Consider the following 23,007-nt stretch of genomic DNA (forward strand, 5'->3'; position numbering starts at 1 on the left):
ATGAAAACCATCAAAGGACCCGCCATCTTCCTGGCGCAGTTTATCAGCGACGAGGCGCCGTTCAATAGCCTGGAAAGCATCTGCAAATGGGCCAGTGAGTTGGGCTACAAAGGCATTCAGATGCCTACCCTCGACCCGCGCTTTATCGACCTGAAGCTGGCCGCTGAAAGCCAGACCTACGCCGATGAGCTGAAGGGCAAGGTGGCCGATGCCGGCCTGGAAATCACGGAGTTGTCTACGCACTTGCAGGGCCAGCTGGTGGCCGTGCACCCGGCCTACGACCAACTATTCGACGGCTTTGCGCCGACTGAGGTGCGCGGCAACCCCGCCGCCCGTCAGCAGTGGGCCGTGCAGCAGCTGAAATACGCCGCTCAGGCTTCTAAAAACCTCGGTCTCACGGCTCACGCTACCTTTAGTGGGGCACTGCTGTGGCCCTATGTGTACCCGTGGCCCCAGCGGCCGGCTGGACTGGTAGAAACCGGGTTCGAGGAGCTGGGTCGCCGCTGGCGCCCGATTCTGGACGTGTTTGATGAGAACGGGGTAGACTTGTGCTACGAAACCCACGCGGGCGAAGACATCCACGACGGCATCAGCTTCGAGCAGTTTCTGGCGCAGGTAGACAACCACCCGCGCGCCTGCCTGCTCTACGACCCCTCGCACTTCATCCTGCAATGCCTGGACTACCTGGAGTTCATCGACATCTACCACGAGCGCATCAGGATGTTTCACGTGAAGGATGCCGAGTTTAACCCCTCGGGCCGCCAGGGCGTGTACGGCGGCTATCAAGGCTGGGTAGACCGGGCCGGGCGGTTCCGCTCGCTGGGCGACGGCCAGGTGGATTTCACCGCCATCTTCAGCAAACTGACGCAGTACGACTTCCCCGGCTGGGCGGTGCTGGAGTGGGAATGCGCCCTAAAGCACCCCGAAGACGGTGCCCGCGAAGGCGCTCCGTTCATTCAGGACCACATTATTCGTGTGACAGACAAAGCTTTTGACGATTTTGCAGCCTCTGGCATCGACCAGAGCCTCAACAAAACCATTTTAGGACTGTAACCTTCACTTCCTCACCTATATGAAAAACATGTTTCTGCTGCTGCTCTGCGGCACTACCCTGCTGGCCTGCAACTCCGGCTCCGACACGGCCAAAGAAAAACCCGAGTACACGCTGGCCGACGACGCGCCCGCCCTGGATACCGATAGCATGGAAGGCGCCGATGTAAGCGCCGAAGCGCGTCAGCCCCAGGTGGATACCGATGTTACCAAGATTGGCACCGAGCCCGCGGGCGGCGCAGTGGCAGCCGGGGCCAAGCTCATCGAAAACAGCGACTGCACCACCTGCCACCGCCTCAACGAAAAGATTATTGGTCCGGCCTACGAGGCCGTAGCCGAGAAATACCCCGACACGGACGCCAACGTGACGATGCTGGCTAAAAAAGTCATCAGCGGCGGTTCGGGCAATTGGGGTCAGATTGCCATGACGCCCCACCCCAACCTGTCGGAGAAAGACGCCGAGGCGATGGTACGCTATATCCTGAGCCTGAAGTAAGACATTGCCGCCCGTCATGCTGAGCGGAGCCGAAGCATCTCGCGTGCTGACGATAGTATCTCACATCAGCACGCGAGATGCTTCGACAAGCAGACGCCGGATCAAGCATGACGGTCTAGCATCCTGTTCCATTACCCTACCGATTACCCTACCCCAAACAGCCTACCCCCTATGACTGCTACCATCCGAGTGAAGCTGTCCATCATGATGTTCCTGGAGTTTTTCATCTGGGGCGCGTGGTTTGTGACGCTGGGCACGTATCTGCTCAAAAACCTCAACGCCACGGGCTTGCAGGTGGGCACAGCTTTCCTGACGCAGTCCGTAGGGGCTATTGTGGCGCCTTTCATCATTGGGCTCATTGCCGACCGGTTTTTCTCGGCGCAAAAGATTCTGGGCGTGCTGCACCTGGCGGGTGCGGTGCTGCTGTGGCGGGCGTCGCTGGCGCCCGACTTTGGTAGCTTCTACCCCAGCATTCTCACCTACATGATTCTGTACATGCCCACGCTGGCGCTGGTAAACTCCATCAGTTTCCGGCAGATGCAGGACCCGCAGAAGGAGTTTGCCCCTATTCGGGTGCTGGGTACGCTGGGTTGGATTGTGGCGGGCCTCACCATTGGCTGGCTGAACTGGGAGCAGACCGACGGCCTGCAAGCCACCTTCACGATGGCGGCCGTAGCGGCGGCCATTCTGGGCGTGTTCAGCTTCACGCTGCCCGCTACCCCACCCGTGAAGAAAGGCCAAAGCAGCTCCCTGGGCGACCTGCTGGGCCTGGATGCCATTGGCATGCTGAAGAACCGCTCCTACCTGATTTTCTTTTTGGCCTCCATTGCTATCTGCATTCCGCTGGCATTTTACTACGGTTTCACCAATCCGTTTTTGAACGAGGTAGGGATGAAGTCGGCGGCTGGCGTGCAGAGCCTGGGGCAGGTATCGGAGCTGCTGTTTATGCTGGCTATTCCGCTGTTTTTCAGCAAGCTGGGCGTGAAGAAAATGCTGGCCATTGGCATGGGCGCGTGGGTGCTGCGCTACGTGTTTTTCGCCTACGGCAACGCCGACGCCAACTATTGGATGCTGATTGCCGGCATTGTGCTGCACGGCGTGTGCTACGATTTCTTCTTCGTGACGGGTCAGATTTACACCGACAACCTCGCCGGCGAGCAGTTCAAAAGCTCGGCGCAGGGCTTTATCACCCTGGCTACCTACGGGGTAGGGATGCTGATTGGCACCCTGCTTTCGGGCCGCATCTTCGACTCCTACCAGCTCTCGGCCGATGTGCACAACTGGCGCATGATCTGGCTGATTCCGGCCGGTATTGCGGGCGTGGTGCTGCTGCTATTTTTGCTGCTGTTCCGGGAGCGGCGCCAGGCTGCTACCTCTGAGCCTGATGTGGCGCTGGGCTCGGCCCCGTCGATGGCGCAGGCCAAGTAATTTGCTTCAGCTGTCATTGTCATTCTGATGTCATTGTCATCCTGAGCAGAGCGAAGGACCTTATCACGTTGGCACGACAAGCGTAACGACGACTCGTTCTAACGTGATAAGGTCCTTCGCTCTGCTCAGGATGACAATGGAAAAAAAGACAACAGCTGGTTCTTTTTCAACTCATCCATCATCAGCAAATCAACCTCATGCCTACCCTCTGGAACCGTCGTGCTGCTTTGAAGGGCCTGCTGGCCAGTACTGCTGCCGTGAGTACCGCCGGCGTAGCCAGCGCGTGTGCCCCGGACGATAAAAACACTTCTGCTACCATGCCGCTCAAAAACAACATCCGCCAATCGGTGTGCCGCTGGTGTTTCAACGATTTATCGGTAGATCAGCTTTGCAAGGAGGCGAAGGCCATGGGCATCCAGGGCATCGACCTGGTAGGGCCCGCCGACTGGCCTACCCTGAAGAAATACGGCCTGGATTCGCCCATGTGCAACGGCGCCGAAATCAGCCTGACCGAAGGTTTCAACGACCCGCAGTACCATGCCCGTCTGCAAAAGCAGTACAGCGAGATGATACCCAAGGTGGCCGCCGCTGGCTATACCAACCTGATCTGCTTCAGCGGAAGCCGCCGGGGGCTGTCGGACGAGGCGGGGCTGGCCAACTGCGTGCAGGGCTTACAGCCATTGGTGAAGCTGGCCGAGAAGCACAAAGTGGTGCTGGTGATGGAGTTGCTCAACAGCAAAATCGACCACAAGGACTACCAGTGCGACCACACAGCCTGGGGCGCAGCCCTGGCTAAGCGGCTAGGCTCCGAGCACTTCAAGCTGCTCTACGACATCTACCACATGCAAATCAACGAGGGCGACGTAATTCGGACTATCAACGAGTTTCACCCCTACATTGCCCACTACCACACGGCCGGCGTGCCCGGCCGCCACGAGCTAGACGAGCAGCAGGAGCTGTACTACCCGGCCATTATGCGCGCCATCCTCAAGACTGGTTTCAAGGGCTACGTGGCGCAGGAGTTTATGCCGCAAAAAGCTGATAAGCTAGCCTCTTTGCGCCAGGCCGTGCAGCTCTGCGACGTGTAATTGCAAAACGTCTTTCGCCAAATAACTTGTGCGCGTGCATTAAACGTTTTGCGGCTGCTCTTGTCCAAACGTTTTCACCGCACATAATGCGCTTGCCCTACCCAACAATAGCGCAGCCTACATCACCCTTTTCACTTTACTTTCTACCCCTCTTGCCATGAAATTTCCCTTGCTTGCTACGGCCCTTCTTGGTCTTTCTATGTCGGCGTTTGCCCAGCAAAACGCCAAGCCCGAAGACACGGAAGTGTATGAGCCGGTGCCCAAAAAGGTAACGCCTGGCACAACGACGACCATGGTAGCAGCCCCATCGGATGCGATTATGCTGTTTGACGGCAAAAACCTGCAAGAGTGGGTGAAGGTGGACGACCGCTCCAAAATGGCCGACTGGAAGGTGGCCGGCGGTATCCTGACCGTGGACAAGAGCAAGGGCAACATTGAAACCAAGCGCACCTTCACCAACTACCAGCTGCACCTGGAGTGGCGCGTGCCAGCCAACATCAGCGGCACGGGCCAGGCCCGCGGCAACAGCGGCTTATTCCTGGCCTCTATCGGCAAGGGCGACGCCGGTTACGAACTGCAAATCCTGGACTCGTACGACAACAAAACGTACGTGAACGGCATGGCGGGTAGCATCTACAAGCAAAAAATTCCGCTGGCCAACCCCGCCCGCAAAGCCGGCGAGTGGCAAACCTACGACGTGGCCTGGACCGCCCCTACCTTTAAATCGGACGGCACTTTGCAAACGCCCGCCCGCGTGACGGTGCTGTTCAACGGCGTGGTGGTGCAGGACAACGTGGAGCTGGACGGCCCCACCCAGTACATTGGCAAGCCCAGCTACGAGGGCAAAGCGCATGGCGCCTCGCCCATCAAGCTCCAGTCGCACGGCGATAAGAGCGAGCCGCTGAGCTTCCGCAACATCTGGATACGCGACTTGGGCAAATAGTCCGCTACAGCGGCTCGTAGCACGGGTAGCGCCGTTGCCGGTAGATTTTGCCGTCTTTGAATTCGAAGATAAGGCATAGTTCTGAGGCAACGCGCTGCCCGCGCACAACTGGGCCCGCATCGTGGAGGAGGGTAGCCTCCCACCTGCCCTCTACTACTATTGTATCCATGGCGCCCACATGGGTGTGGCGCACGCTGAAATCAGGATCGACCAGCAGCTCCCGGCCTACGCGCAGATTTGTTATAATTTCCTCAAACGAGCGGCGCACGGGCTCTTTATGGAGGTCGTTAGGGTACTCCAACTGCTCTACTTCGGGATGCAGCACCTCCGCGTAGGCAGCGGCATCTACGTTGAACGCTTGTACTAAATCGAAATAATGCTGCAAAACGGCAAGCGGCTCGGTGGGCATACGGTAGCTAGGTAAGAGTGAAATTGTGCGCCAAGATAACGGAAGCCGCCCAACGATACCCCATGCCCGATTGCACCGACCTTGCCGCTCTTCTGGCTGGTGATGCGCGCCAGCAACAGGCCTACCATACACTGCAAGCGCTGGGCATCATACCCACGCTACGGGCCTTCGACCCGGTACTGGCCGGCACGCTCCCACTGGGCATTGCTACGCCAGCTAGCGACCTGGATATCATTTGCGCAGTTTACCCCGAGCAGCAGCAAGCGTTTCGGGAATTGCTGCGTCTGCACTATGCAGACCTACCCGGCTTCGTGCTGCGCGAAACCGTGGGCCAGCAGTTGCCGGCCGTGGTTTGCGGCTTCCAGTACCAGGCGTTTGCGGTGGAGGTATTTGGGCAGGCGTGCCCCTCGCGGCAACAGTACGCGGTGCGACACCTTCTGGTAGAGCACCGGGTGCTGGAAGCCGGCGGGAAGTCGTGGCGGGAGGCCGTGCAGCAGCTCAAGCAGCAGGGGATGAAGACTGAGCCCGCCTTTGCCCACCTGCTCGGCCTACCCGGTAACCCCTACGAAGCCCTCCTGACGCTGGAATTGTATACCGTAGCCGAATTGCGCGCCCGGCTGCCGCCCCTGCCCTAGCCTGCTACTGCACCTGCCGCAGCAGCCAGCTCACGGCCACTTCCTCCTCATCAAAAGAGTGATAGACCAGGGGTAGGCCTTGTATTTTGGTGGTGATGAAAGCCGTAGCCAGCCGCGTCATCACGTCTGGCGATACCAGCACGGCGCCGTGACGGTAGCCGCCCTCGCGCACGGCGTGCGGCAGCCACTCGTTGGCTACCCACTCTTGCTCCTGGGGCGTAAAGCGGCGCATGCCAACCTGATTAATCAGAATTCGACTCCAGCCGTAGTGTTGCAGGGCCTCGGTCATGTGCGTGAAGAGCCCACGCGCGTCTTCGGGGCCGCGCGGCTGGCTGCTCCACATCGCTCGCAGAAAGCCCAGCGGATCGGCGAACAAACGCCCGGCGGCATTCTCGAAATACAGAACAGGAGGACCAGCCATACGCATCACCGGCGAAGGTCTGACACCATTGCGGGATTACCAAATGCGCGGTGCCATCTGCTGCTCCCTTCGGCTGAGTTTGTCTACAACTCTGCGGCCGTCGCCGCGTACTGCCAGGGTAGGCTCGTCAGTGCACCGGCCTCACACACCACTCACTCTTCCCCGACTCATATGAAAACCCTCCTCCTACTTCTGGCCGGTGCTACGTTGTCGCTGGCTTCCTGCTCGCAAGACAAAACAGCCATGGAACGCGCCGAAGACATGCCCGCCGGCACTACTATTAAAGGTGACGACGGCAGCAAAATCAAAAAACAAGAAGACGGCGACATTAAAATCAAAGATGCCGACGGCAACAAAATAAAAAAAGATGCCGACGACGGCGAAGTGAAAGTGAAGTAGCACGTGCTACCTTTCTTCGTACCAACAAAAAAGCGCGAGGCAACAGCCCCGCGCTTTTTTGCTTCCTACCGGTAGCATCTATCTAGTGGTGATAACCACCGCGCCGTTCTTGCCTTTCGCGCCGTAGCGCTTGGTGGCTTTCTCCGCGTCTAGCACATAGATGGACGATAGTTGGCCGTGCGCTATTTTCGACTGCTCCAGCGCGGCTTCCTTGTCATTCACCAGCAGCAGCCGGCCGCCCAGGTCGCTGGCCGACAGGCCCGTACCGCTCATTACCGCGTCGTTTATTTTCTTCACCTCCGGGCTTGGCGGCGTATAGGTGATGTTATGCTTCTTGTTGAACGCCTTCACCGCCTCCGAATCCTTATTTTTCTTGGTAGTCACGATGATGGCGCCACTTGCTGCTGCGGGATCGAGCGTAGCTAGCACGGCTTTATCTTTCACGACATTCATCACCTCTATGTCTGTTGGGCTTGTGCTGCTCAGCTCCTCTCCTGGGGTGAGCACGCCATCCACATAGAGGGCCAGTGGGCCTTGTTTTACTGCGCTCAGTTTAGGAGCCTGGGCTTGCGCCGAGTGGCTGCTCAGGCCGGCTACAGTCAGAAACAGTGTTACAATTCCTGCGGTAATGGTTTTGGTGGTTTTCATGATGAGGACTGCTTGTGCAGCTAGTTTTTTGATTACTAATTCTTTTTGGTAGTGACGATTATTACGCCGTTGCGGCCTTTTGCGCCGTATGAAGCCACTGCTTCTTCTCCTTTCAATACCTCCATCCGGTCAATAGTTCTAGGATCTATTTCAACCAATTCCTCATTAGTTACCTGCGTTCCGTTGACTACATATAATGGATCTGGTAACAGCTTTCCGTCCTTTGTGCGAAACCCTATTCCTCTCTTGCTGCCCTTTGCGCTAGTGTCTTGGGTGGACTTAGGATTAGCTAAGTTATATTTCTTTTGAAAGGCCTTTATAGCTTCAGAATCTTGGTTAGCTTTCGTCGTAACGACGATAACGCCGCCTTCCTTGCCCATACCAAATTGCTGTTGTGCCGATTCATTTTTAAATATTTCTATCCTAGAAATATCCTTTGGTTCAAGGTTGGCAATCAACGATTTATCACCTTCTTTACCATCCAGAAAATAGATAGCATTATCAGGTAAATTCAGCCCTCTGTTCTCCTTCGCCTCCTGCGAAATGATAACTACATCAGTATTACGGGCAGCAGTGCTTGGCTCTACCTGCGGCTTCGAGCAAGCTAAGGTAAATAGTGCCAACCCCGGCACCAACAACGCATACAACCCCAGGTAGGCAGTAGCAGAACGCTTCTTGTTCATCATGGCAATGCGGTTTTTAAGGGTGAGGAAAGTGAAATGATTGGCCAGGGCCGCGCTGGGCGCCAGCGTACTGAGCTTTAGCAGGCTGTATTGGTAGGCTTTGGCGTCGAGCAGGCCGGCGCGCAGCACGGCGCGGTCGGTGATGAACTCCAGGTTTTCCTGCACCGCCCGGCGCAGCAGCCACACTCCTGGATTGAACCAGTAAAAGACCTGCGCGAGCTGGGCTACCAGTACATCCAGAGTATGCCACTGACGCACGTGCACCTGCTCGTGGCGCAAGATGGCCGGCAGCTCGGCGGGGGCGTGCTGGGCGGGGTTGAGATAGATAGTGCGCCCGAACGAAAACGGATTCATGGCCGCCCCTACCCTGCGGTACCGCTGCCCGTGCCACTGCGCCGGTTGCGAAACGCGCCGGATGCGGTGCAGCGCCATGAGCTGCATAAGCAGGCGCAGCAGCAGCAGCCCTACCCCTACCCAGTAGCACCATTCCAATGCCGTCCAGTAGGTGAAAGTAGGCGTGGCGGTAGTGGGTAGGTAGGTCCAGGTGTCGCCTAGTGCCAGCGAGGTAACGGCCACCGGCCGGGCCAGCCACGCGCTGACGTCTACCGCTGGGTAGGCTGCCGAAAACCCCACCGCAAACAGCAGATACCAGCGGTTGAGTGTGTAGAACGTGAGGCGGCGCAGCACCAGCCAGTAGCCCAGGTAGAACAGCAGCAGCGCCCCGTTCACTTTCAGCAGATACAAAAGTAGTGCGGGCATGGCTAGTCGCGTTTACCGTTCTCAATCATGCGGATAATCTCCTGCAACTCGTCGGCGCTGATTTTCTGCTCTTTCGCAAAAAACGACACTACCTCTTTATAAGAGTTGCGGAAATAGTCGCTCACGAAGCTGCTCATGAAGCGGCGGCGATACTCTTCATCGCGCACCAGGGGGGCGTAGCGGTACGAGTTGCCCAGCTTTTCGGCGCGCACGTAGCCCTTGCGCTCCAGGTTGCGGATAGTAGAGGCCAGCGTGGTGTAGGGCGGCTGGGGCTCGGGCAGGCGCTCTAGCACTTCTTTCACAAAGCCACCATCCAGCTGCCACAACACCTGCATAGCTTCTTCTTCGGGTTGGGTAAGTCGTTCCATATCAGTCAATACGATTCTTTCGTAATACTACGAATATTTCGTAACAATGGATATACCACATCAAAAAAAAGATGCCGCTACCTCACGAGGTAACGGCATCCTATTTAAGATAAGTACTAATGATTATTTTACAATCATCTCTTCATCAACAATATACCTATCTAAATTTATTGGTTTTCATCTGTCTTTTTAGAATGTAACTCACAGAAACACCTGTTGTGATGTACCAATCTTTTTGTGCGCTGTTGCCACGCAAGGCCCCCGGCACATCCATTTGCGCAGGCGTATCTTGATCAGTCCGGGTAATACTATGTCCAAAATAGCGAGCCGCAGGCGTTGATAGCCCAGCCGTGCTCACGTAGGTGGTGCTCACGTCATCTAAATAGTCGGTGAAGGTTTTGCGCCAACCTAGCTCTATACCCACATCAACGCTCTTGGCCACTTTCAGGCGCACCCCAGCGCCGAAGGGAATAGCTAGCTGCGCACGGTGGTAGTATCGGCCCTCTGTGCGTAGCGGCTGCAACTCCACTTGGGCACCCGGTTTGAGACCAGCTGGCACGGTGCCACCATCCACGGTGCCTTTCGGGTTGAAATGAAAGCCAGCTACGCCCCCAAACACGTAGGGCACTATGGGCATACGGTTCACCGCTTGGCTGTGATTGGGCACCAGATCGAAGATGCCCACCACCGACAGCTCCTGTATACTGCTTGTAAAATTCAGATTGCGGTAGTAGCGGTACGCAGCTTCCTTACCAGCAGCCTGCTGATCGGAGCCGGCGATGCGCCCAAATGACAAAGCGCCACGCACCGACACGTAGGGGGTTAGCCGGTGCGTAGCGTGAAAGCCAAAACCTGGTCGCACAGCCGCCATACGTACGCTGGCAAAGCTCACGCGAGGCGTCAGGTCGCCGAAGTAGTTGAAAGCGCTCAGGCTGGCTCCTACCGATAGGTACTGATTGGATTTAGTGAACGACTGTGCCTGCGCCACAGGTGCTACACCTAGACTGGCTGCCGTTAGCAAAAAAAGTACGTAATTTTTTCTCATAGCATGAAAGGATGTTAGTAGGCAGAGAAGCGAATAGAAGTATTCGGTGAAAAATTCTCTTGCAAAGAATTATTCGTCGCATACATTCTTCTTTGGTTTCTATCCAGCCTGCTCGAGGTAGGGAAGAAATCTTACCGTATAGGGTATCACAAATGGGGCCGTTATTGCCTACCCTATAATACCCTATGGGTTACCTACTCATCCAAAAGAGCTACTATACTTAGTATACAAAACCTATACGTGGCAATAAAACCGTGCTTTATGGGTCGTTCTTACACTGGCAAGCCCACCGACAAGGAAGGAGTTACCCGGGGTATCGTCTCCTTTGTCGGTGGGCTTGCGCACACAGTTTCTTTGAATCAATTATAGTTGTTTTCTTACCAGATCTTGGCGCGGTCTTCAGTCGCCCGCACCATCTTCTGGCCGGGCTGGCAGCCGAAGGCGTCGTAGAACTGGGGCATATTCATGAGAGGCCCGATGGTGCGGTACTGGCCGGGAGAGTGCGGGTCGGTGAGGATTTGCTGGCGCAGGGCCTCGGGCCGGATGTTGGTGCGCCGTAGCTGCGCCCAGCTCAGGAAAAAGCGCTGCTCGGGTGTGAAGCCGTCGTAGCGCGGGCGAGGCCGGTTACCATATTTCTGCTGAAGCTGCTTTTGCAGGGCATCGTACACAATGGTGAGGCCGGCGAAGTCAGCCAGGTTCTCGCCCATGGTCAGCTTACCGTTCACGTACACCGAGTCGAGGGGTGAGAAGGCCGAGTATTGGTTGCCTACCACGGCGGCGCGCTTGGTAAACTCCTCGCCGTCGGCCTTGGTCCACCAGTCGCGCAGGTTGCCCTCCGAGTCGTATTGGCGGCCCTGGTCGTCGAAGGCGTGGGTCATTTCGTGGCCCATCACGCCGCCGATGGCGCCGTAGTTCACCGCATCGTCGGCCTTAGGGTCGAAGAACGGCGGTTGGAGGTAGCCGGCCGGAAACACGATTTCGTTCATGGCCGGGCTGTAGTAGGCGTTGATGGTAGGCGGCGTCATGCCCCACTCGGTGCGGTCGATGGGCTGGCCGTACTTCTCCACGTTGCGGGCGTAGTTCCACTGCCGGGCGGCCAGCACGTTTTGCAGGTAGGACTCGCGGGTGATGTTCAGGGCCGAGTAGTCCTTCCACTTATCGGGGTAGCCGATTTTCACGCGCAGGGCGTTCAGCTTTTTCAGGGCTTCTTGCTTGGTGGCGCTGCTCATCCAGGTGTTGGACTGAATGTGCTCAGCCATCGAGGCCTTGATGTTGGCGAGCATATCCAAGGCCTTCTGCTTGGCCTCCGGCGAAAAGGCTTTGTCTACGTACAGCTGCCCAAAGGCCTCGCCCAGGGTGCCATCGGTGGCGGCCAGCATGCGCTTCCAGCGCGTGGGCTGCTGCTTGGTGCCGCTCTGCACCTGCTGAAACCGGAAGGCGGCATCTGAGTACGCCTGCGGCAGGGCCGACGTGACAGACGAAACCAGTTGCCACGTGAGGTAATTCTTTTGCTCTATGAGCGGGGTGGTTTGCAGCACCGTGTTCAGCTCCTGAAAGAAAGCCGGCTGGCCCACAATCACCTCCTGCGCGGCGCCCAGGCCATTTTGTTTCAGCATGTCGCCAAGGCCCACGGCCGGGTAGGCGCGGTCGAACTCCGCCACCGACATCTTATTGTAGTTGGCGTAGGGGTCGCGTAGCTCCACACGGCTCTTGCTGGCGCGAGCCAGGCGGGTTTCCAGCGTCAGCACGTTGGCGGCCCGTTGCCGGGCCGTAGCAGGTGCTTCGCCCAGCAACTGAAACACCGTCGTCAAGTACTCCACGTAGGCAGCACGCACGGTGGTAGAACGGCTGTCGTCTTTGAGGTAGTAGTCGCGGTCGGGCATGCTCAGGCCGCCCTGGCTCAGGTTCACGGCATACACCGAGCTGTTCTTGCGGTCGGGGCTGACGCCGGCGCGGAAGTAGGCGCCCGTGCCCAGTGCCTGCTGGTGGGCTAGCTCCCGGCGCAGTGCGTCGCGGCTGATGATAGCGTCGATGCGGCGCAGCTCGGGCTGTAAGTACCGCAACCCGGCGCGGTCCAGCCCCACCGAGTCCATACCGGAGGCATAGTAGTCGCCTACCTTTTGCAGATTGGAGCCCTTGGGGGCACGGGTGTTGGCGGCAGCCTCTTCCAGAATCTGCTTTAGCAGCGCCTGCGTCCGGTCGCCGAGCAGGTTGCGCGGCCCCCAGCTGGAGGCATAGGCCGGAATGGGATTATTGCGCAGCCAGTTGCCGCCGGAGTAGTGAAAGAAATCCTCGCAGGGCGACACGGTGGTATCCAGGTCGGCCACGTCGAGGCCCACACCAGGCAGTACGGGGCCAGCGGCTTTGGCCGCCGACGCGGTAGCGCCTACAGGGGCCGTATAGTGGCTGCTGGCGCAGCCAGCCAGTACAGCGGCCGCTGCCAGATAAGACAGTAAAGGTTTATTCATCATCAGAACAAGGTACGAAACTGTTCCAATGACTCTTTTGAGCAGCGCAGGCTACGCTACCCTCTGCACCTCGACAAGTAGCTTGCGTTAGCTAATTGCAGCCGTAATGAAGTAGCGGTTTAGAACATCTCGTAGCAGTAATAGTCGCGCAACCGGAAAATCAGGCCTTCTTTCAGCTCAAAGACCCGGCAAAGGTGGCCCGTCAATATTTGGCCCGGCACCACGCGTTCGTTGCGGATGCTCATCTCGCCGCGCCAGCGAATCTCCGCCACCACCGTATTGTCGTTGCTGGTTACGAAGTTCCAACCGGCCAGCTCCTGCCGGTTCAACAGCTCGCGGCCCTCGCGGATGCCATCGATAATGCCGCTGAAGTTGCGGCGCACGCTTTGCTTGTTGTGCAGATTCGGAAACTCAATCTCTTCTACCTCCGGATGCAACACCGGCACGTAGGCAGCGTGGTCGGTTACGCAGGACTCCGCTAGCTGTAAAAATTGTTTGACTGTGTCGAGGGAAGCAGACATGGATGGAATGTTATAAACAAAACGGGTACAATATAAGCAAGGAAAAAAGGAAGTCCCTACCCTTTTGAGACAAGAGTTACCCTTGAAATTGAGGCGGATGTGTGGATAACGCGCGAGGCATCTTTACAAACATATTGCCACGGCTGTGGGTAGTACAGCAAATACTATAGCATGCGCACGATTAAAGCCCAGCACCGCGCCATTAGCGCCCCCATTGCCGACCTTACCACCTACAGGGCCCTGCCTACACCAGCCGTAGAGCACATCGACCCGTTTCTGTTTCTGAACCACCACGGTCCGCAGGTGTACCGACCCCACAACGGGGGGTTGCCCTTTGGGCCGCACCCGCATCGGGGCTTCGAAACGGTGACGTTTATTTTGGCCGGCGATATCATGCACCAAGATAGCAGCGGCCACCAGAGTGTGATTGAGGCCGGGGGCGTGCAGTGGATGACGGCCGGCAGCGGTTTGATTCATAGTGAAATATCTTCGGACCACTTCAAACAAACGGGTGGCAACCTGGAAATATTACAGCTCTGGGTGAACTTGCCGGCCCGGCACAAAATGGTGCAACCGCACTATCAGGGCCTACAGAAAGCTGACATTCCGGAAGTGACGCTGGCCGATGGCCGGGCCCGCCTGCACGCCGTATCGGGCACCTGGGCCGGCCAGGCCGGGGCGGTGCAGCCGCTAGCCGATATTCAGCTGGCTACTATTGACCTGGAGGCCGGCGCCGTACTGGACTTCACTATTCCGGCTGCTCGTAGCATCTTTTTCTACACCATCCGCGGCAAGCTACGCGTGAACGGGCAGGAAACGGAAGCCCGCACCCTCACGGAGTTTAACCACGACGGCGACGACCTGCACATAGAGGCGCTGACCGACGCTGTGCTGCTGCTGGGCCACGCCCTACCCTTCGAGGAGCCTATTGTGGCCTATGGGCCGTTTGTAATGAACACGGAGCAGGAAATTCAGCAGGCCTACCAGGATTACCGCGCCGGGCGCTTTGGCACCTGGCAACACTAGCATGCAGGGCATTGCGGATTACCCTATCCTGGTAGGGCCGTGAATCCCGCTGGGGTTGTTCTTAGTAAGTCGTTTGGTTGATTTCCTTTTCGTTTTTTCGCCTTCTTCCTCTGTGCGCCTACCCTCCTGTCTGCTCCTGCTTCTGCTGTGTTTTACTGTCACTCATAGCCGGGCGCAAACCCAACGCAACCGCATTGCAGACCACAACACGCTTGGCTGGCTGGTGTACAACGGCGACAACCAGATCAGCAAGAAATGGCAGCTGCACAGCGAGTTGCAGCTCCGGCGTGTGCATCTTATCTCGGATCCGCAGCAGCTGCTGGCCCGTTTGGGTGGCATCTATCAGCTTTCTGAGCGGGTGAAGGTGTCGGGTGGCTACACGCTGCTCATCACCTACCCCTACGGCGACTACCCTACCGCCGCCAGCGGGCGGAGCGAACCGGAGCACCGGCTGTATGAAGATGTGTCGCTGAAGGATGCGGTGGGCCGGCTGGAGCTTACGCACCGCGTGCGGCTGGAGCAGCGCTGGCAGGCTCAATTTGTGGAAAAATCGATAGAAAGCTGGTGGTTTCAAAACCGAATCCGCTACCAGCTCAGCCTGCAACTACCGCTCCTCGGCCCTACCCTCGACAACCACGAGCCCTACCTCACGGCCTTCGACGAACTTTTTATAAGCTTCGGGCGCAACGTGCAGAACAACGTGTTCAACCAAAATCGTCTGGCGGGCGGGGTAGGCTACCGTTTCAGCGACAATTTTCGGCTGGACGTGCAGTATCTCTACCAAATCACGCAGCACGAGGAAGACGCCCCCGGCACCAACACGCCCGTGTTTGAGTACAACCACGGCGTCCGCACGGTGCTGGCCTACGATCTGGATTTCACGAAGTAGGCGCCTACCCTACCCCCATACTTTGGTGCCCTCGGTGCAGTTGCGGCACATTTCTATCTGGTCGCGGCCTTTGAGCAGGGAGGCCCGGAACCGGCGGTACTTCTCGCCCTGCCAGAGCTGGCGGAAGGTCTGCGTTTTCAGGTCGCCGAGGCGGTATTCAGCGTCTTTGTCGAAGCAGCAAGGTACCACTAGGCCGTCCCAGGTAATTACGCAGGAGTGCCACATCTTCCAGCAGTGGTTCAGCAGGCGGTTTTTCAGGCTGAAGGTGCCGTTGCCGTTGTTCTGGTAGCGCGAGTAGTAATCGATGGTTGGGATGAGGGGCGAGCCGTTGTGGTAGTCGTAGATCTGGGCGGTTTTAAACCACACGTCGTCTACGCCCATTTCGCGGGCCATGCGCCGGGCATCCTCGATCTGGTGCTCATTGGGGCGCACCACCAAAAACTGAAACACGATGCGCGGCGTGCTCGATTTCAGCTCCTCGCGCCACCGCACCACGTTGCGGGTGCCCTCCAATACCTTGTCCAGCTTACCACCTACCCGGTACTGCTGGTACACCTCCTGGGTGGTACCATCGAGGGAAATGATAAGCCGGTCGAGGCCCGACTCCACGGTGCGGCGGGCGTTTTTGTCGTTGAGGTAGTGGGCGTTGGTGCTGGTGGCCGTGTAGATGCCTTTGGCGGCGGCATACTGCACCAGATCCAGAAACTCGGGGTGCAAATATGGCTCCCCCTGAAAGTAGAAAATCAGGTACCACAGGCGGCTAGCCACCTCGTCAATGGTACGCCGAAACAGCTCGGCCGGCAACATACCGGTAGGACGCGTGAAGGAGCGCAGGCCGCTGGGACACTCGGGGCAGCGCAGGTTACAGCTGGTAGTGGGCTCAAACGACAGGGCCATGGGTAGCCCCCAGTGCCGGGCTTTGCCTGTGAGTTTACTGAGTACGTAGCCTCCTACCACCTGCCCCGTGTTCAGCACGCGGCGGGGTGTGGTTTTGGAAAGCAGTGTCAGCGCATCGCGCACCAGTGAAGTCATACGAAAAGTAAAGGTCGGGAAAGCCGCTGAAAGCAGCCCGCACCGCCGCCAGATGGTAGGCGCAGAAACTAACAGTGCCTTCTCAACCCGAGAAGGCACTGTTAGTTTTAATGACGTGAGCTAGTGCAGCCTGTGTTTTGCGGGGCTACTTCCCCCCCGAGCCTGTTGGCATAATACCGGAATAGGTGCTGGCCTTCCCAAACGACTCTTTAATTTCATCGACGGCGGCGCGGCTGCTCAGGCGTTTGGGCTTGGTATTGAGGAAGGTGCCATCCTCGGCCAGCAGAATATACGTGGGCACGTCCTGCACGCCGTAGGCGCGGGCGATGGCGGCCTTCATGCCACCATTGGCGCGCACGTGCACACCTGGCAGTTTGCGGCTGATAACCAATTGCTTCCAGGCACCTTCGTTTTCGTCCAGCGCCACATTCAGGAACACAATATCCTTACCCTCAAACTTTTTAGCCAGCTCCACGGCGTAGGGTAAGTCACGCAGGCTGAGGCCACTGGTGGTGCGCCAGAAGTTGACGTACACCAGCTTGCCAGCAAAGTCGCGCAGCGAAACGGAATCACCCTGGGCGGTGCGCAGGTGGAAATCGGGGGCCGGCGAGCCGATGGCGAAGGTTTTGTGCAAGTTGAAGTCCTGTACCAAGATGGGGTAGTACTGATTGTCTTTGTCAATCTTCCGGAAATCTTCCAGCATGGCCGCCGACTGCTTCACGTGCCCAAACCGGAACGACTCCTGCAACACCCGCCCCAAGATGATGGGCTTTACGGGACCACTCAGCTTCTGCTTGGCCAAGTCGTAGCACACCAGGTAGAAATCGGGGTCGGTGCGCTGGTGCTTGTCGGCGGTAGCCAGATAGTGCACGTAGTTGAGCAAAAACTCTTGGTACAGCTCATTTTGCGTAGCCGAGGGGTTTTCAATCAGCGCCTTATCATTCAGGAAATCATAGTACGTAGGCGACATTTTCAGGCGGCCCTCGGTGCTTACTACCTGCTCGCGTAAATCGGGGAAGGTGAGTCGGTCGTTGGCGTAGCTGTAGGTGATGGTGGCCTTGGCGTAGTCGCGGAAGGCTTTCGACATGTCTACCCCCTCGGTGCCACGCTCCATAAACTTTTCTTCCTGCTTGCGGCGGTAGTCCAGAAACGACAGAAAAGGCGCTTCGTAAAGCATGATGTTATCGGGCAGCACCTGAAAACCATCGTTTTCCACAAACGATGCATCCACTTCCGACAGATAGCTGTTCGCCTCGGCACCTTTACCCTTGTATTTGACGGAAGACGCTAGGTCATTGCCTTTGAAACGCACGTCAAGCGCGTAGCCGGGCTCCAGAAACAGGTCTGTCACGTCATCGTTATACACTAGGTCGGCGCGGATAGGACCGTTCACTTTCAGCGCCAGCCGGAACTCCCCTTTGTCGCTGACGGGCGCATAAGTGATTTGCTCCTTAGCGTCGAGCGGGTTTTCGCGTAGCGACACGGCTACTGAGTCAGCCGTACGCCCGCTGATTTTACCTGTGATAACAACGGTACCTTGGGCCTGAGTGGAGAAGGAGGCCAAGCACCCTACAAGTAGGGGTAGGAAGGAAGAAACGCGGAAGGAGAGCATCGGGCGGAGAAGTCTGGCGGAAGACTAAAAAATCAACATCATGATTTTGTCCTACCACGTCATAGAATAGACCATATAAACAATGGCATTCGCGGTAAAAGACAATTAGTTAATCGAAGATACTAGACTTCCATGTAGGATATTCAATCCGAATGAAGTCTTTTTTCGTAACCCCGGCACCATCGATACGTTTCGTTGGCGACGCAGTTGCTGCTTGTCAACAATAGTAATGCCACGGCTGCTACGCCGTGGCATTACTTTATAGGTTACGCGCAATTTTGTTTACCCAAACAGACCGCTCAGTACCTCATCGAGGCGGCCGGCGGGCTGCACCCGAATGCCGTAGCGGGCCAGATCCAGGCCGCGGGCGTTGAACTGGGAAATGTACATTTCGGCAAATCCCAGCTTTTCGGCCTCACCCAGGCGCTGATCCAATCGGCTCACGGCCCTGATTTCACCGCTTAGTCCTACCTCGGCAGCCAGGCACACCTCCCCCCGAATAGGTATATCATTGAGGGAGCTGACTACAGCGGCGCACACGGCCAGGTCCAGGGCGGGGTCGTCGAGGCGCAGGCCGCCGGCAATGTTCAGGAACACGTCGTGCTGACCCAGGCGCAGGCCGGAGCGCTTTTCCAGCACCGCCAGCAGCATTTGCAGGCGCTTGCTGTCGAAACCAGTAGCCGAGCGCTGGGGCGTGCCGTAGGTGGCGGGCGTCACGAGGGCTTGCACCTCCACCAGCAGGGGGCGGTTGCCCTCCAGGGTAGCCCCAATGGCCATGCCGCTCAGCTCGTCGCCATGGCGCTGGGAAAGCAGGATTTCCGACGGGTTGCTCACCTGCCGCAGCCCCGCGCCCTGCATCTCGTAGATGCCCAGCTCGGAGGTAGAGCCAAAGCGGTTTTTGGTAGTGCGCAGTATGCGGTAGCTCAGGTGTCGGTCGCCCTCAAACTGGAGCACCGTATCCACCATGTGCTCCAGAATTTTGGGGCCAGCAATGCTGCCGTCTTTGGTGATGTGGCCGATGAGCAGCACCGGCACGCCGGTTTCCTTGGCGTACTTCAGCAGCTCGGCGGTGCACTCGCGCACCTGGCTCACCGAGCCCGCCCCCGACTCTACCAGCCCCGAGTGCAGGGTCTGGATGGAGTCAATGATAAGGATGTTGGGCTGAAGCTGGTCAATCTGCTTGAAGATGTTCTGGGTGTTGGTCTCCGTGAGGATGTAGCAGCCGGGATGCTGGTCGCCCAGGCGCTCGGCGCGCATCTTGATCTGCTGCTCGCTTTCCTCACCCGACACGTAGAGCACCTTCAGCCGCCGCAGCGACATAGCAATCTGCAACATCAGCGTGCTTTTGCCGATACCCGGCTCGCCACCGATGAGCACCAGTGAGCCGGGCACAATACCGCCGCCCAGCACCCGGTTCAGCTCGCCGTCCTGGGTGGCAATGCGGGCTTCTTCTTCGTAGTGAATTTCGCTCACGGGCCGGGGCTTGGCCACTTTGCTGAGGGTAGGCGCCGCGGTAGGCGGCTTCCAGGAGCCGGCCACTTTGGTATCTTCCTTCTGCACCACTTCCTCCACGTAGGTGTTCCACTCGCCGCAACTGGGGCAGCGCCCAATCCATTTCACGGACTGCGCCCCGCAATTCTGGCAGAAATAAAGGGTTTTGATCTTGGCCATTGACAACTGAATGTGAACTACTATAACTGGTAGGACCCGCTAAAAAGTTTGGCAAAGAACGGCTTTTTAGCAAACCAAAACCCTACCCCACCGGCGCGGGTTGTAGCTGGTGGAATGCCTCCCAAACCGGGTGGCGCTTGGGCTTATCTACTGCCGTATGTCTGTTATTTCGCCTACCACCACCGACCTCACAGTCGTTACGGCCTTCGCCGACCTGCCCACCGACGTGCTCGACTGGCTGCACGCCCACGGCGAAATTCGGGAATACCCGAACGGTACTGAAACCATGACGCCCGGCGCGCCCATCGACTATATGCTGGCCGTGCTACGTGGTGGCATTCAGTATTTTTCGGTGCAGAACGGGCAGCGCGAGCCTAAGTTTCGGGTTACGGCGGGGCAGATAACCGGGCTCCTACCCTACTCACGCCTGCAAGCTGGCAAAGGCTACGGCATAACCCTGGGCGACACTACCATTTACCGCCTGCACCGCGACGAGTTTGCCGCGCTGGAAAGCGTGAGCCCCGAATTGGTGCAGCGCCTGGTGGGCATGATGAGCGACCGGGTGCGCGAGGAAGCCCGCTCGCAGGAGCGCGACGACAAGCTGCGCGCCCTGGGCAAGCTGTCGGCGGGGCTCGCGCACGAGCTGAATAATCCGGCCGCCGCCATTGCCCGCGCTGCCGCCAACCTGAGCGAGCAAACCGCCGCCGCGCCTACCCTGCTGCGCGCCCTGGGCGAGCATTGCCTCGACCCAGCCGCCCTCATTCAGCTCACGGCTCTGGCTACGGCCACCCCCATCGGCAACGCCGCGCCCATGTCGGCGCTGGCCTGCGCCGACCGGGAAGACGAGCTGGTGGACTGGCTGGAGGAGCAGGGCGTGCCCGATGGCTACGCGCTAGCTGCCAGCCTGTTGGAAGCCGAGCTGGCCGTACCTGAGCTGACTGCTATGGCCGAACAGCTACCCGTGGCAGCGCGCCCGGCAGCCTTTGCCTGGCTGGCAGGGCACCTCACCACCCAGCGCCTGCTGCGCGACATTCAGGAGGCGGGTAGCCGCATCACGCAGCTGGTAACGGACGTAAAAACCTACTCCCACATGGACCGCGGCACCGACTACGCCCCCCTCGACGTGACGGCCGGCCTGCGCAGTACGCTCAACATTCTCAGCTACCCCCTGCGCCACAAAAACATAACGGTAGTGCGCGAGTTTGCGCCCGAGCTGCCCAAGGTGCGCGGGCAGGCCAGCAGCCTCAACCAAGTCTGGACCAACCTCCTCGATAACGCCATCGATGCCCTACCCGACAAAGGCGGCGAAATTACGCTGCGCACGCGCCTGGAAAATGGGTTTGTGCAGGTGTGCGTCATCGACAATGGCCCCGGCATTCCGGCCGACGTGCTGCCGCGCATCTTCGAGCCGTTTTTCTCTACCAAGCAGGCCGGTGCGGGTTCTGGTTTAGGTCTCGATATTGCCCAGCGTATTATTGCCAACCACGGCGGCAAGCTGGAGGTCACGTCCAAGCCCGGCCACACCGAGTTCTGCTCCTGGCTGCCGGCGTATGACGAACGCTAGAACGTCATTTCGAACATTCTATTAATCGCCCCTACCTTTAGTTTGCCCTACACCAACGGGCGCGTGCAACGCGCCCCTACCTCCCTAACCGCCCCTACCCCACAACCCTAATGGCTACCGATAAAAAACCAATCATCCTGGCCGTGGACGACGACCCGCAGGTACTGGGCGCCGTGGACCGCGACCTGCGCCGGGAGTTCCGGCGCGACTACCGCATTCTGCGCGCCTCCTCGGGCGACGAGGCCCTGGAAATCATCCGGGAGCTGCACCAGCGCCAGGAGCCGTTGGCCCTCATCCTGGCCGACCAGCGCATGCCGGGCCTGGAAGGAGTAGAGCTGCTGGAACAAGCGCGGGCGCTGTTTCCTGCTACCAAGCGCGTGCTGCTCACAGCCTACGCCGATACCACCGCCGCCATTCGGGCCATCAACAACGCCCACCTCGACTACTACCTGCTTAAGCCCTGGGACCCACCCGAGGAGCTGCTCTACCCCAGCCTGCGCGACTTGCTGGCGGCCTGGCAGGCCACCTACCGCCCCCGCTTTGAGGGGCTGCGACTGATTGGGTTTCAATGGTCGCCGCTTTCGCACGAGCTGAAGGACTTTCTGGCCGGCTACATGGTGCCCTACCAATGGCTCGACTACGAGAATAACGCCGACGCGGAAGCTTTGCTGGCCGGCACTGAGTACACCGCGGCCGATTTACCGGTAGTTATTTTTGAAGACGGCTCGGCCCTGGCCCGGCCCGAACGGGCAGCCATTGCCACTAAGATCGGGTTGGCTTCCAAGGCCGAACAAGAGCTGTACGATGTGGTAGTGGTAGGCGCCGGCCCGGCCGGGCTGGCTGCCGCCGTATACGGGGCATCGGAAGGGCTGAAAACGCTGGTGATTGAGCGCCAGACGCCCGGCGGACAGGCCGGTACCAGCTCCCGCATCGAAAACTATCTGGGTTTCCCCACGGGCCTGAGCGGCGCTGAACTCACGCACCGCGCCTGGATGCAGGCCACCCGCCTGGGCGCCGAGCTGCTGGCCCCGCAGGAGGTACAGGAAATGTGCGTGCAGGATGGCTATTATAAGGTACTGACCCTCACCGACGGCAGCGAAATCCGAACGCGCGCCGTGGTGCTGACCACCGGCGTGAGCTACCGCCAGCTGCAAGTGCCCGGCATGGACCGCCTCAACGGGGCCGGCATCTACTACGGCGCCGCCCGCACCGAGGCCCGCTCCTGCGAGCAGCGCGACGTGTACATTGTGGGCGGCGGCAACTCGGCGGGACAGGCCGCTATGTACCTGGCTACCTACGCCCGCCACGTGTATATCCTGATTCGGGGCGAGTCGCTGGCTGCCAGCATGTCGGCTTACCTGATTGAGCAGATCGGCAACACGCCCAATATCACCATTATGTCTTTTACGCAGGTGCAGGAGGTGCGCGGCGACGGACATCTGGAAGAAGTTGTCATCAACACCAACGGCCAGGTAGAGACACGCGAGGCGCAGGCCTTGTTCATCTTCATCGGTACCAAGCCCAGCACCGAGTGGGTGCAGGACAGCGTGATTTGCGACCCCAAGGGCTTCTTGCTCACCGGCCGCGACCTAGTGGCCGATCCGCGCTACCCCCAGGCCTGGAAGCACAATCGGGAGCCCTACCTCCTCGAAACCTGCGTGCCCGGCGTGTTTGCGGCCGGCGATGCCCGCACCGGTGCCATGGCCCGCGTAGCCTCGGCCGTGGGCGAGGGTTCTATGGCCATCAAGTTTGTGCACCAATATCTGGATGAGTAGACGGTAATGGCTGGCCTGGCAGACGCGTAGAGTAGCCGGGGTAGGCCGTTGCGTGGTTGCTACCGCCTACCCCAGAT

22 protein-coding genes are annotated in these 23,007 nt (G+C 58.6%); 11 read left to right on the forward strand and 11 right to left on the reverse strand.

What is annotated here, in order from left to right:
* From H8B15_RS08620 to H8B15_RS08640, 5 genes are all read left to right on the forward strand, one after another.
* Nucleotides 1-1,053: a sugar phosphate isomerase/epimerase family protein gene (locus tag H8B15_RS08620; RefSeq protein ID WP_187319274.1), complete on the forward strand. Its 1,053-nt coding sequence runs from the start codon at nucleotides 1-3 to the stop codon at nucleotides 1,051-1,053.
* Nucleotides 1,054-1,072: 19 nt separating this feature from the next.
* Nucleotides 1,073-1,546 (forward strand): c-type cytochrome, encoded by a 474-nt coding sequence (locus H8B15_RS08625; protein ID WP_216859112.1) that lies wholly within the window; start codon nucleotides 1,073-1,075, stop codon nucleotides 1,544-1,546.
* 171 nt (nucleotides 1,547-1,717) lie between these two features.
* A complete protein-coding gene (locus H8B15_RS08630) occupies nucleotides 1,718-2,974 on the forward strand; it encodes a nucleoside permease (protein ID WP_187319275.1) in 1,257 nt (418 codons plus the stop codon).
* 197 nt (nucleotides 2,975-3,171) lie between these two features.
* Entirely contained in the window at nucleotides 3,172-4,062 is an 891-nt protein-coding gene (locus tag H8B15_RS08635) for a hydroxypyruvate isomerase family protein (RefSeq protein ID WP_187319276.1), read from the forward strand.
* 157 nt (nucleotides 4,063-4,219) lie between these two features.
* Nucleotides 4,220-5,005, forward strand: coding sequence for a 3-keto-disaccharide hydrolase (locus H8B15_RS08640; protein ID WP_187319277.1), 786 nt, complete (start codon nucleotides 4,220-4,222; stop codon nucleotides 5,003-5,005).
* A gap of 4 nt (nucleotides 5,006-5,009) precedes the next feature.
* Here the strand turns inward: H8B15_RS08640 and H8B15_RS08645 are convergent, their stop codons facing one another.
* On the reverse strand, nucleotides 5,010-5,414 hold the full coding sequence (locus H8B15_RS08645; RefSeq protein ID WP_187319278.1) for a nuclear transport factor 2 family protein: 405 nt from the start codon (nucleotides 5,412-5,414) through the stop codon (nucleotides 5,010-5,012).
* Between the two features lie 62 nt (nucleotides 5,415-5,476).
* Between H8B15_RS08645 and H8B15_RS08650 the strand changes: the two genes are divergently transcribed.
* Nucleotides 5,477-6,049: a DUF4269 domain-containing protein gene (locus tag H8B15_RS08650; protein ID WP_187319279.1), complete on the forward strand. Its 573-nt coding sequence runs from the start codon at nucleotides 5,477-5,479 to the stop codon at nucleotides 6,047-6,049.
* Nucleotides 6,050-6,053: 4 nt separating this feature from the next.
* Here H8B15_RS08650 and H8B15_RS08655 read toward each other — a convergent pair whose 3' ends face one another.
* On the reverse strand, nucleotides 6,054-6,470 hold the full coding sequence (locus tag H8B15_RS08655) for a SpoIIAA family protein (RefSeq protein ID WP_187319280.1): 417 nt from the start codon (nucleotides 6,468-6,470) through the stop codon (nucleotides 6,054-6,056).
* Nucleotides 6,471-6,641: 171 nt separating this feature from the next.
* Between H8B15_RS08655 and H8B15_RS08660 the strand changes: the two genes are divergently transcribed.
* Entirely contained in the window at nucleotides 6,642-6,869 is a 228-nt protein-coding gene (locus H8B15_RS08660) for a hypothetical protein (protein WP_187319281.1), read from the forward strand.
* A gap of 78 nt (nucleotides 6,870-6,947) precedes the next feature.
* On the opposite strand, the gene H8B15_RS08665 is transcribed toward H8B15_RS08660, so the two are convergent.
* The 6 genes from H8B15_RS08665 to H8B15_RS08690 all read right to left on the reverse strand — a co-directional run bounded on the left by H8B15_RS08665 (nucleotide 6,948) and on the right by H8B15_RS08690 (nucleotide 13,361).
* Nucleotides 6,948-7,517, reverse strand: a complete 570-nt coding sequence (locus H8B15_RS08665) for a hypothetical protein (RefSeq protein WP_187319282.1) — start codon at nucleotides 7,515-7,517, stop codon at nucleotides 6,948-6,950.
* Between the two features lie 35 nt (nucleotides 7,518-7,552).
* Complete coding sequence (locus tag H8B15_RS08670) at nucleotides 7,553-8,959, reverse strand: M56 family metallopeptidase (protein WP_187319283.1); 1,407 nt, start codon at nucleotides 8,957-8,959, stop codon at nucleotides 7,553-7,555.
* A gap of 2 nt (nucleotides 8,960-8,961) precedes the next feature.
* Complete coding sequence (locus H8B15_RS08675) at nucleotides 8,962-9,327, reverse strand: BlaI/MecI/CopY family transcriptional regulator (RefSeq protein ID WP_187319284.1); 366 nt, start codon at nucleotides 9,325-9,327, stop codon at nucleotides 8,962-8,964.
* 157 nt (nucleotides 9,328-9,484) lie between these two features.
* Nucleotides 9,485-10,372 (reverse strand): DUF6089 family protein, encoded by an 888-nt coding sequence (locus H8B15_RS08680; RefSeq protein WP_187319285.1) that lies wholly within the window; start codon nucleotides 10,370-10,372, stop codon nucleotides 9,485-9,487.
* Between the two features lie 377 nt (nucleotides 10,373-10,749).
* Nucleotides 10,750-12,843 carry a M13 family metallopeptidase gene (locus tag H8B15_RS08685; protein WP_187319286.1) on the reverse strand — a complete coding sequence of 698 codons (2,094 nt, stop codon included), beginning with the start codon at nucleotides 12,841-12,843 and terminating at the stop codon, nucleotides 10,750-10,752.
* 116 nt (nucleotides 12,844-12,959) lie between these two features.
* Nucleotides 12,960-13,361 (reverse strand): nuclear transport factor 2 family protein, encoded by a 402-nt coding sequence (locus H8B15_RS08690; RefSeq protein WP_187319287.1) that lies wholly within the window; start codon nucleotides 13,359-13,361, stop codon nucleotides 12,960-12,962.
* 171 nt (nucleotides 13,362-13,532) lie between these two features.
* Between H8B15_RS08690 and H8B15_RS08695 the strand changes: the two genes are divergently transcribed.
* Nucleotides 13,533-14,387 carry a pirin family protein gene (locus H8B15_RS08695; RefSeq protein WP_187319288.1) on the forward strand — a complete coding sequence of 285 codons (855 nt, stop codon included), beginning with the start codon at nucleotides 13,533-13,535 and terminating at the stop codon, nucleotides 14,385-14,387.
* A gap of 112 nt (nucleotides 14,388-14,499) precedes the next feature.
* Nucleotides 14,500-15,276, forward strand: coding sequence for a DUF2490 domain-containing protein (locus H8B15_RS08700; protein ID WP_343069144.1), 777 nt, complete (start codon nucleotides 14,500-14,502; stop codon nucleotides 15,274-15,276).
* Between the two features lie 9 nt (nucleotides 15,277-15,285).
* Here H8B15_RS08700 and H8B15_RS08705 read toward each other — a convergent pair whose 3' ends face one another.
* The 3 genes from H8B15_RS08705 to radA all read right to left on the reverse strand — a co-directional run bounded on the left by H8B15_RS08705 (nucleotide 15,286) and on the right by radA (nucleotide 19,591).
* Entirely contained in the window at nucleotides 15,286-16,308 is a 1,023-nt protein-coding gene (locus tag H8B15_RS08705) for an SPASM domain-containing protein (RefSeq protein WP_187319289.1), read from the reverse strand.
* A gap of 145 nt (nucleotides 16,309-16,453) precedes the next feature.
* Nucleotides 16,454-17,920: a TlpA family protein disulfide reductase gene (locus H8B15_RS08710; RefSeq protein WP_187319290.1), complete on the reverse strand. Its 1,467-nt coding sequence runs from the start codon at nucleotides 17,918-17,920 to the stop codon at nucleotides 16,454-16,456.
* 282 nt (nucleotides 17,921-18,202) lie between these two features.
* Nucleotides 18,203-19,591 carry a DNA repair protein RadA gene (gene radA, locus H8B15_RS08715; RefSeq protein ID WP_187319291.1) on the reverse strand — a complete coding sequence of 463 codons (1,389 nt, stop codon included), beginning with the start codon at nucleotides 19,589-19,591 and terminating at the stop codon, nucleotides 18,203-18,205.
* Nucleotides 19,592-19,748: 157 nt separating this feature from the next.
* Between radA and H8B15_RS08720 the strand changes: the two genes are divergently transcribed.
* Both H8B15_RS08720 and H8B15_RS08725 read left to right on the forward strand, forming a co-directional pair.
* Nucleotides 19,749-21,155 carry an ATP-binding protein gene (locus tag H8B15_RS08720; protein WP_187319292.1) on the forward strand — a complete coding sequence of 469 codons (1,407 nt, stop codon included), beginning with the start codon at nucleotides 19,749-19,751 and terminating at the stop codon, nucleotides 21,153-21,155.
* A gap of 110 nt (nucleotides 21,156-21,265) precedes the next feature.
* Nucleotides 21,266-22,930 (forward strand): NAD(P)/FAD-dependent oxidoreductase, encoded by a 1,665-nt coding sequence (locus H8B15_RS08725; protein ID WP_187319293.1) that lies wholly within the window; start codon nucleotides 21,266-21,268, stop codon nucleotides 22,928-22,930.
* Nucleotides 22,931-23,007: the final 77 nt, after the last annotated feature.

It is taken from the genome of Hymenobacter citatus (assembly GCF_014333615.1).
Classification (GTDB): domain Bacteria; phylum Bacteroidota; class Bacteroidia; order Cytophagales; family Hymenobacteraceae; genus Hymenobacter; species Hymenobacter citatus.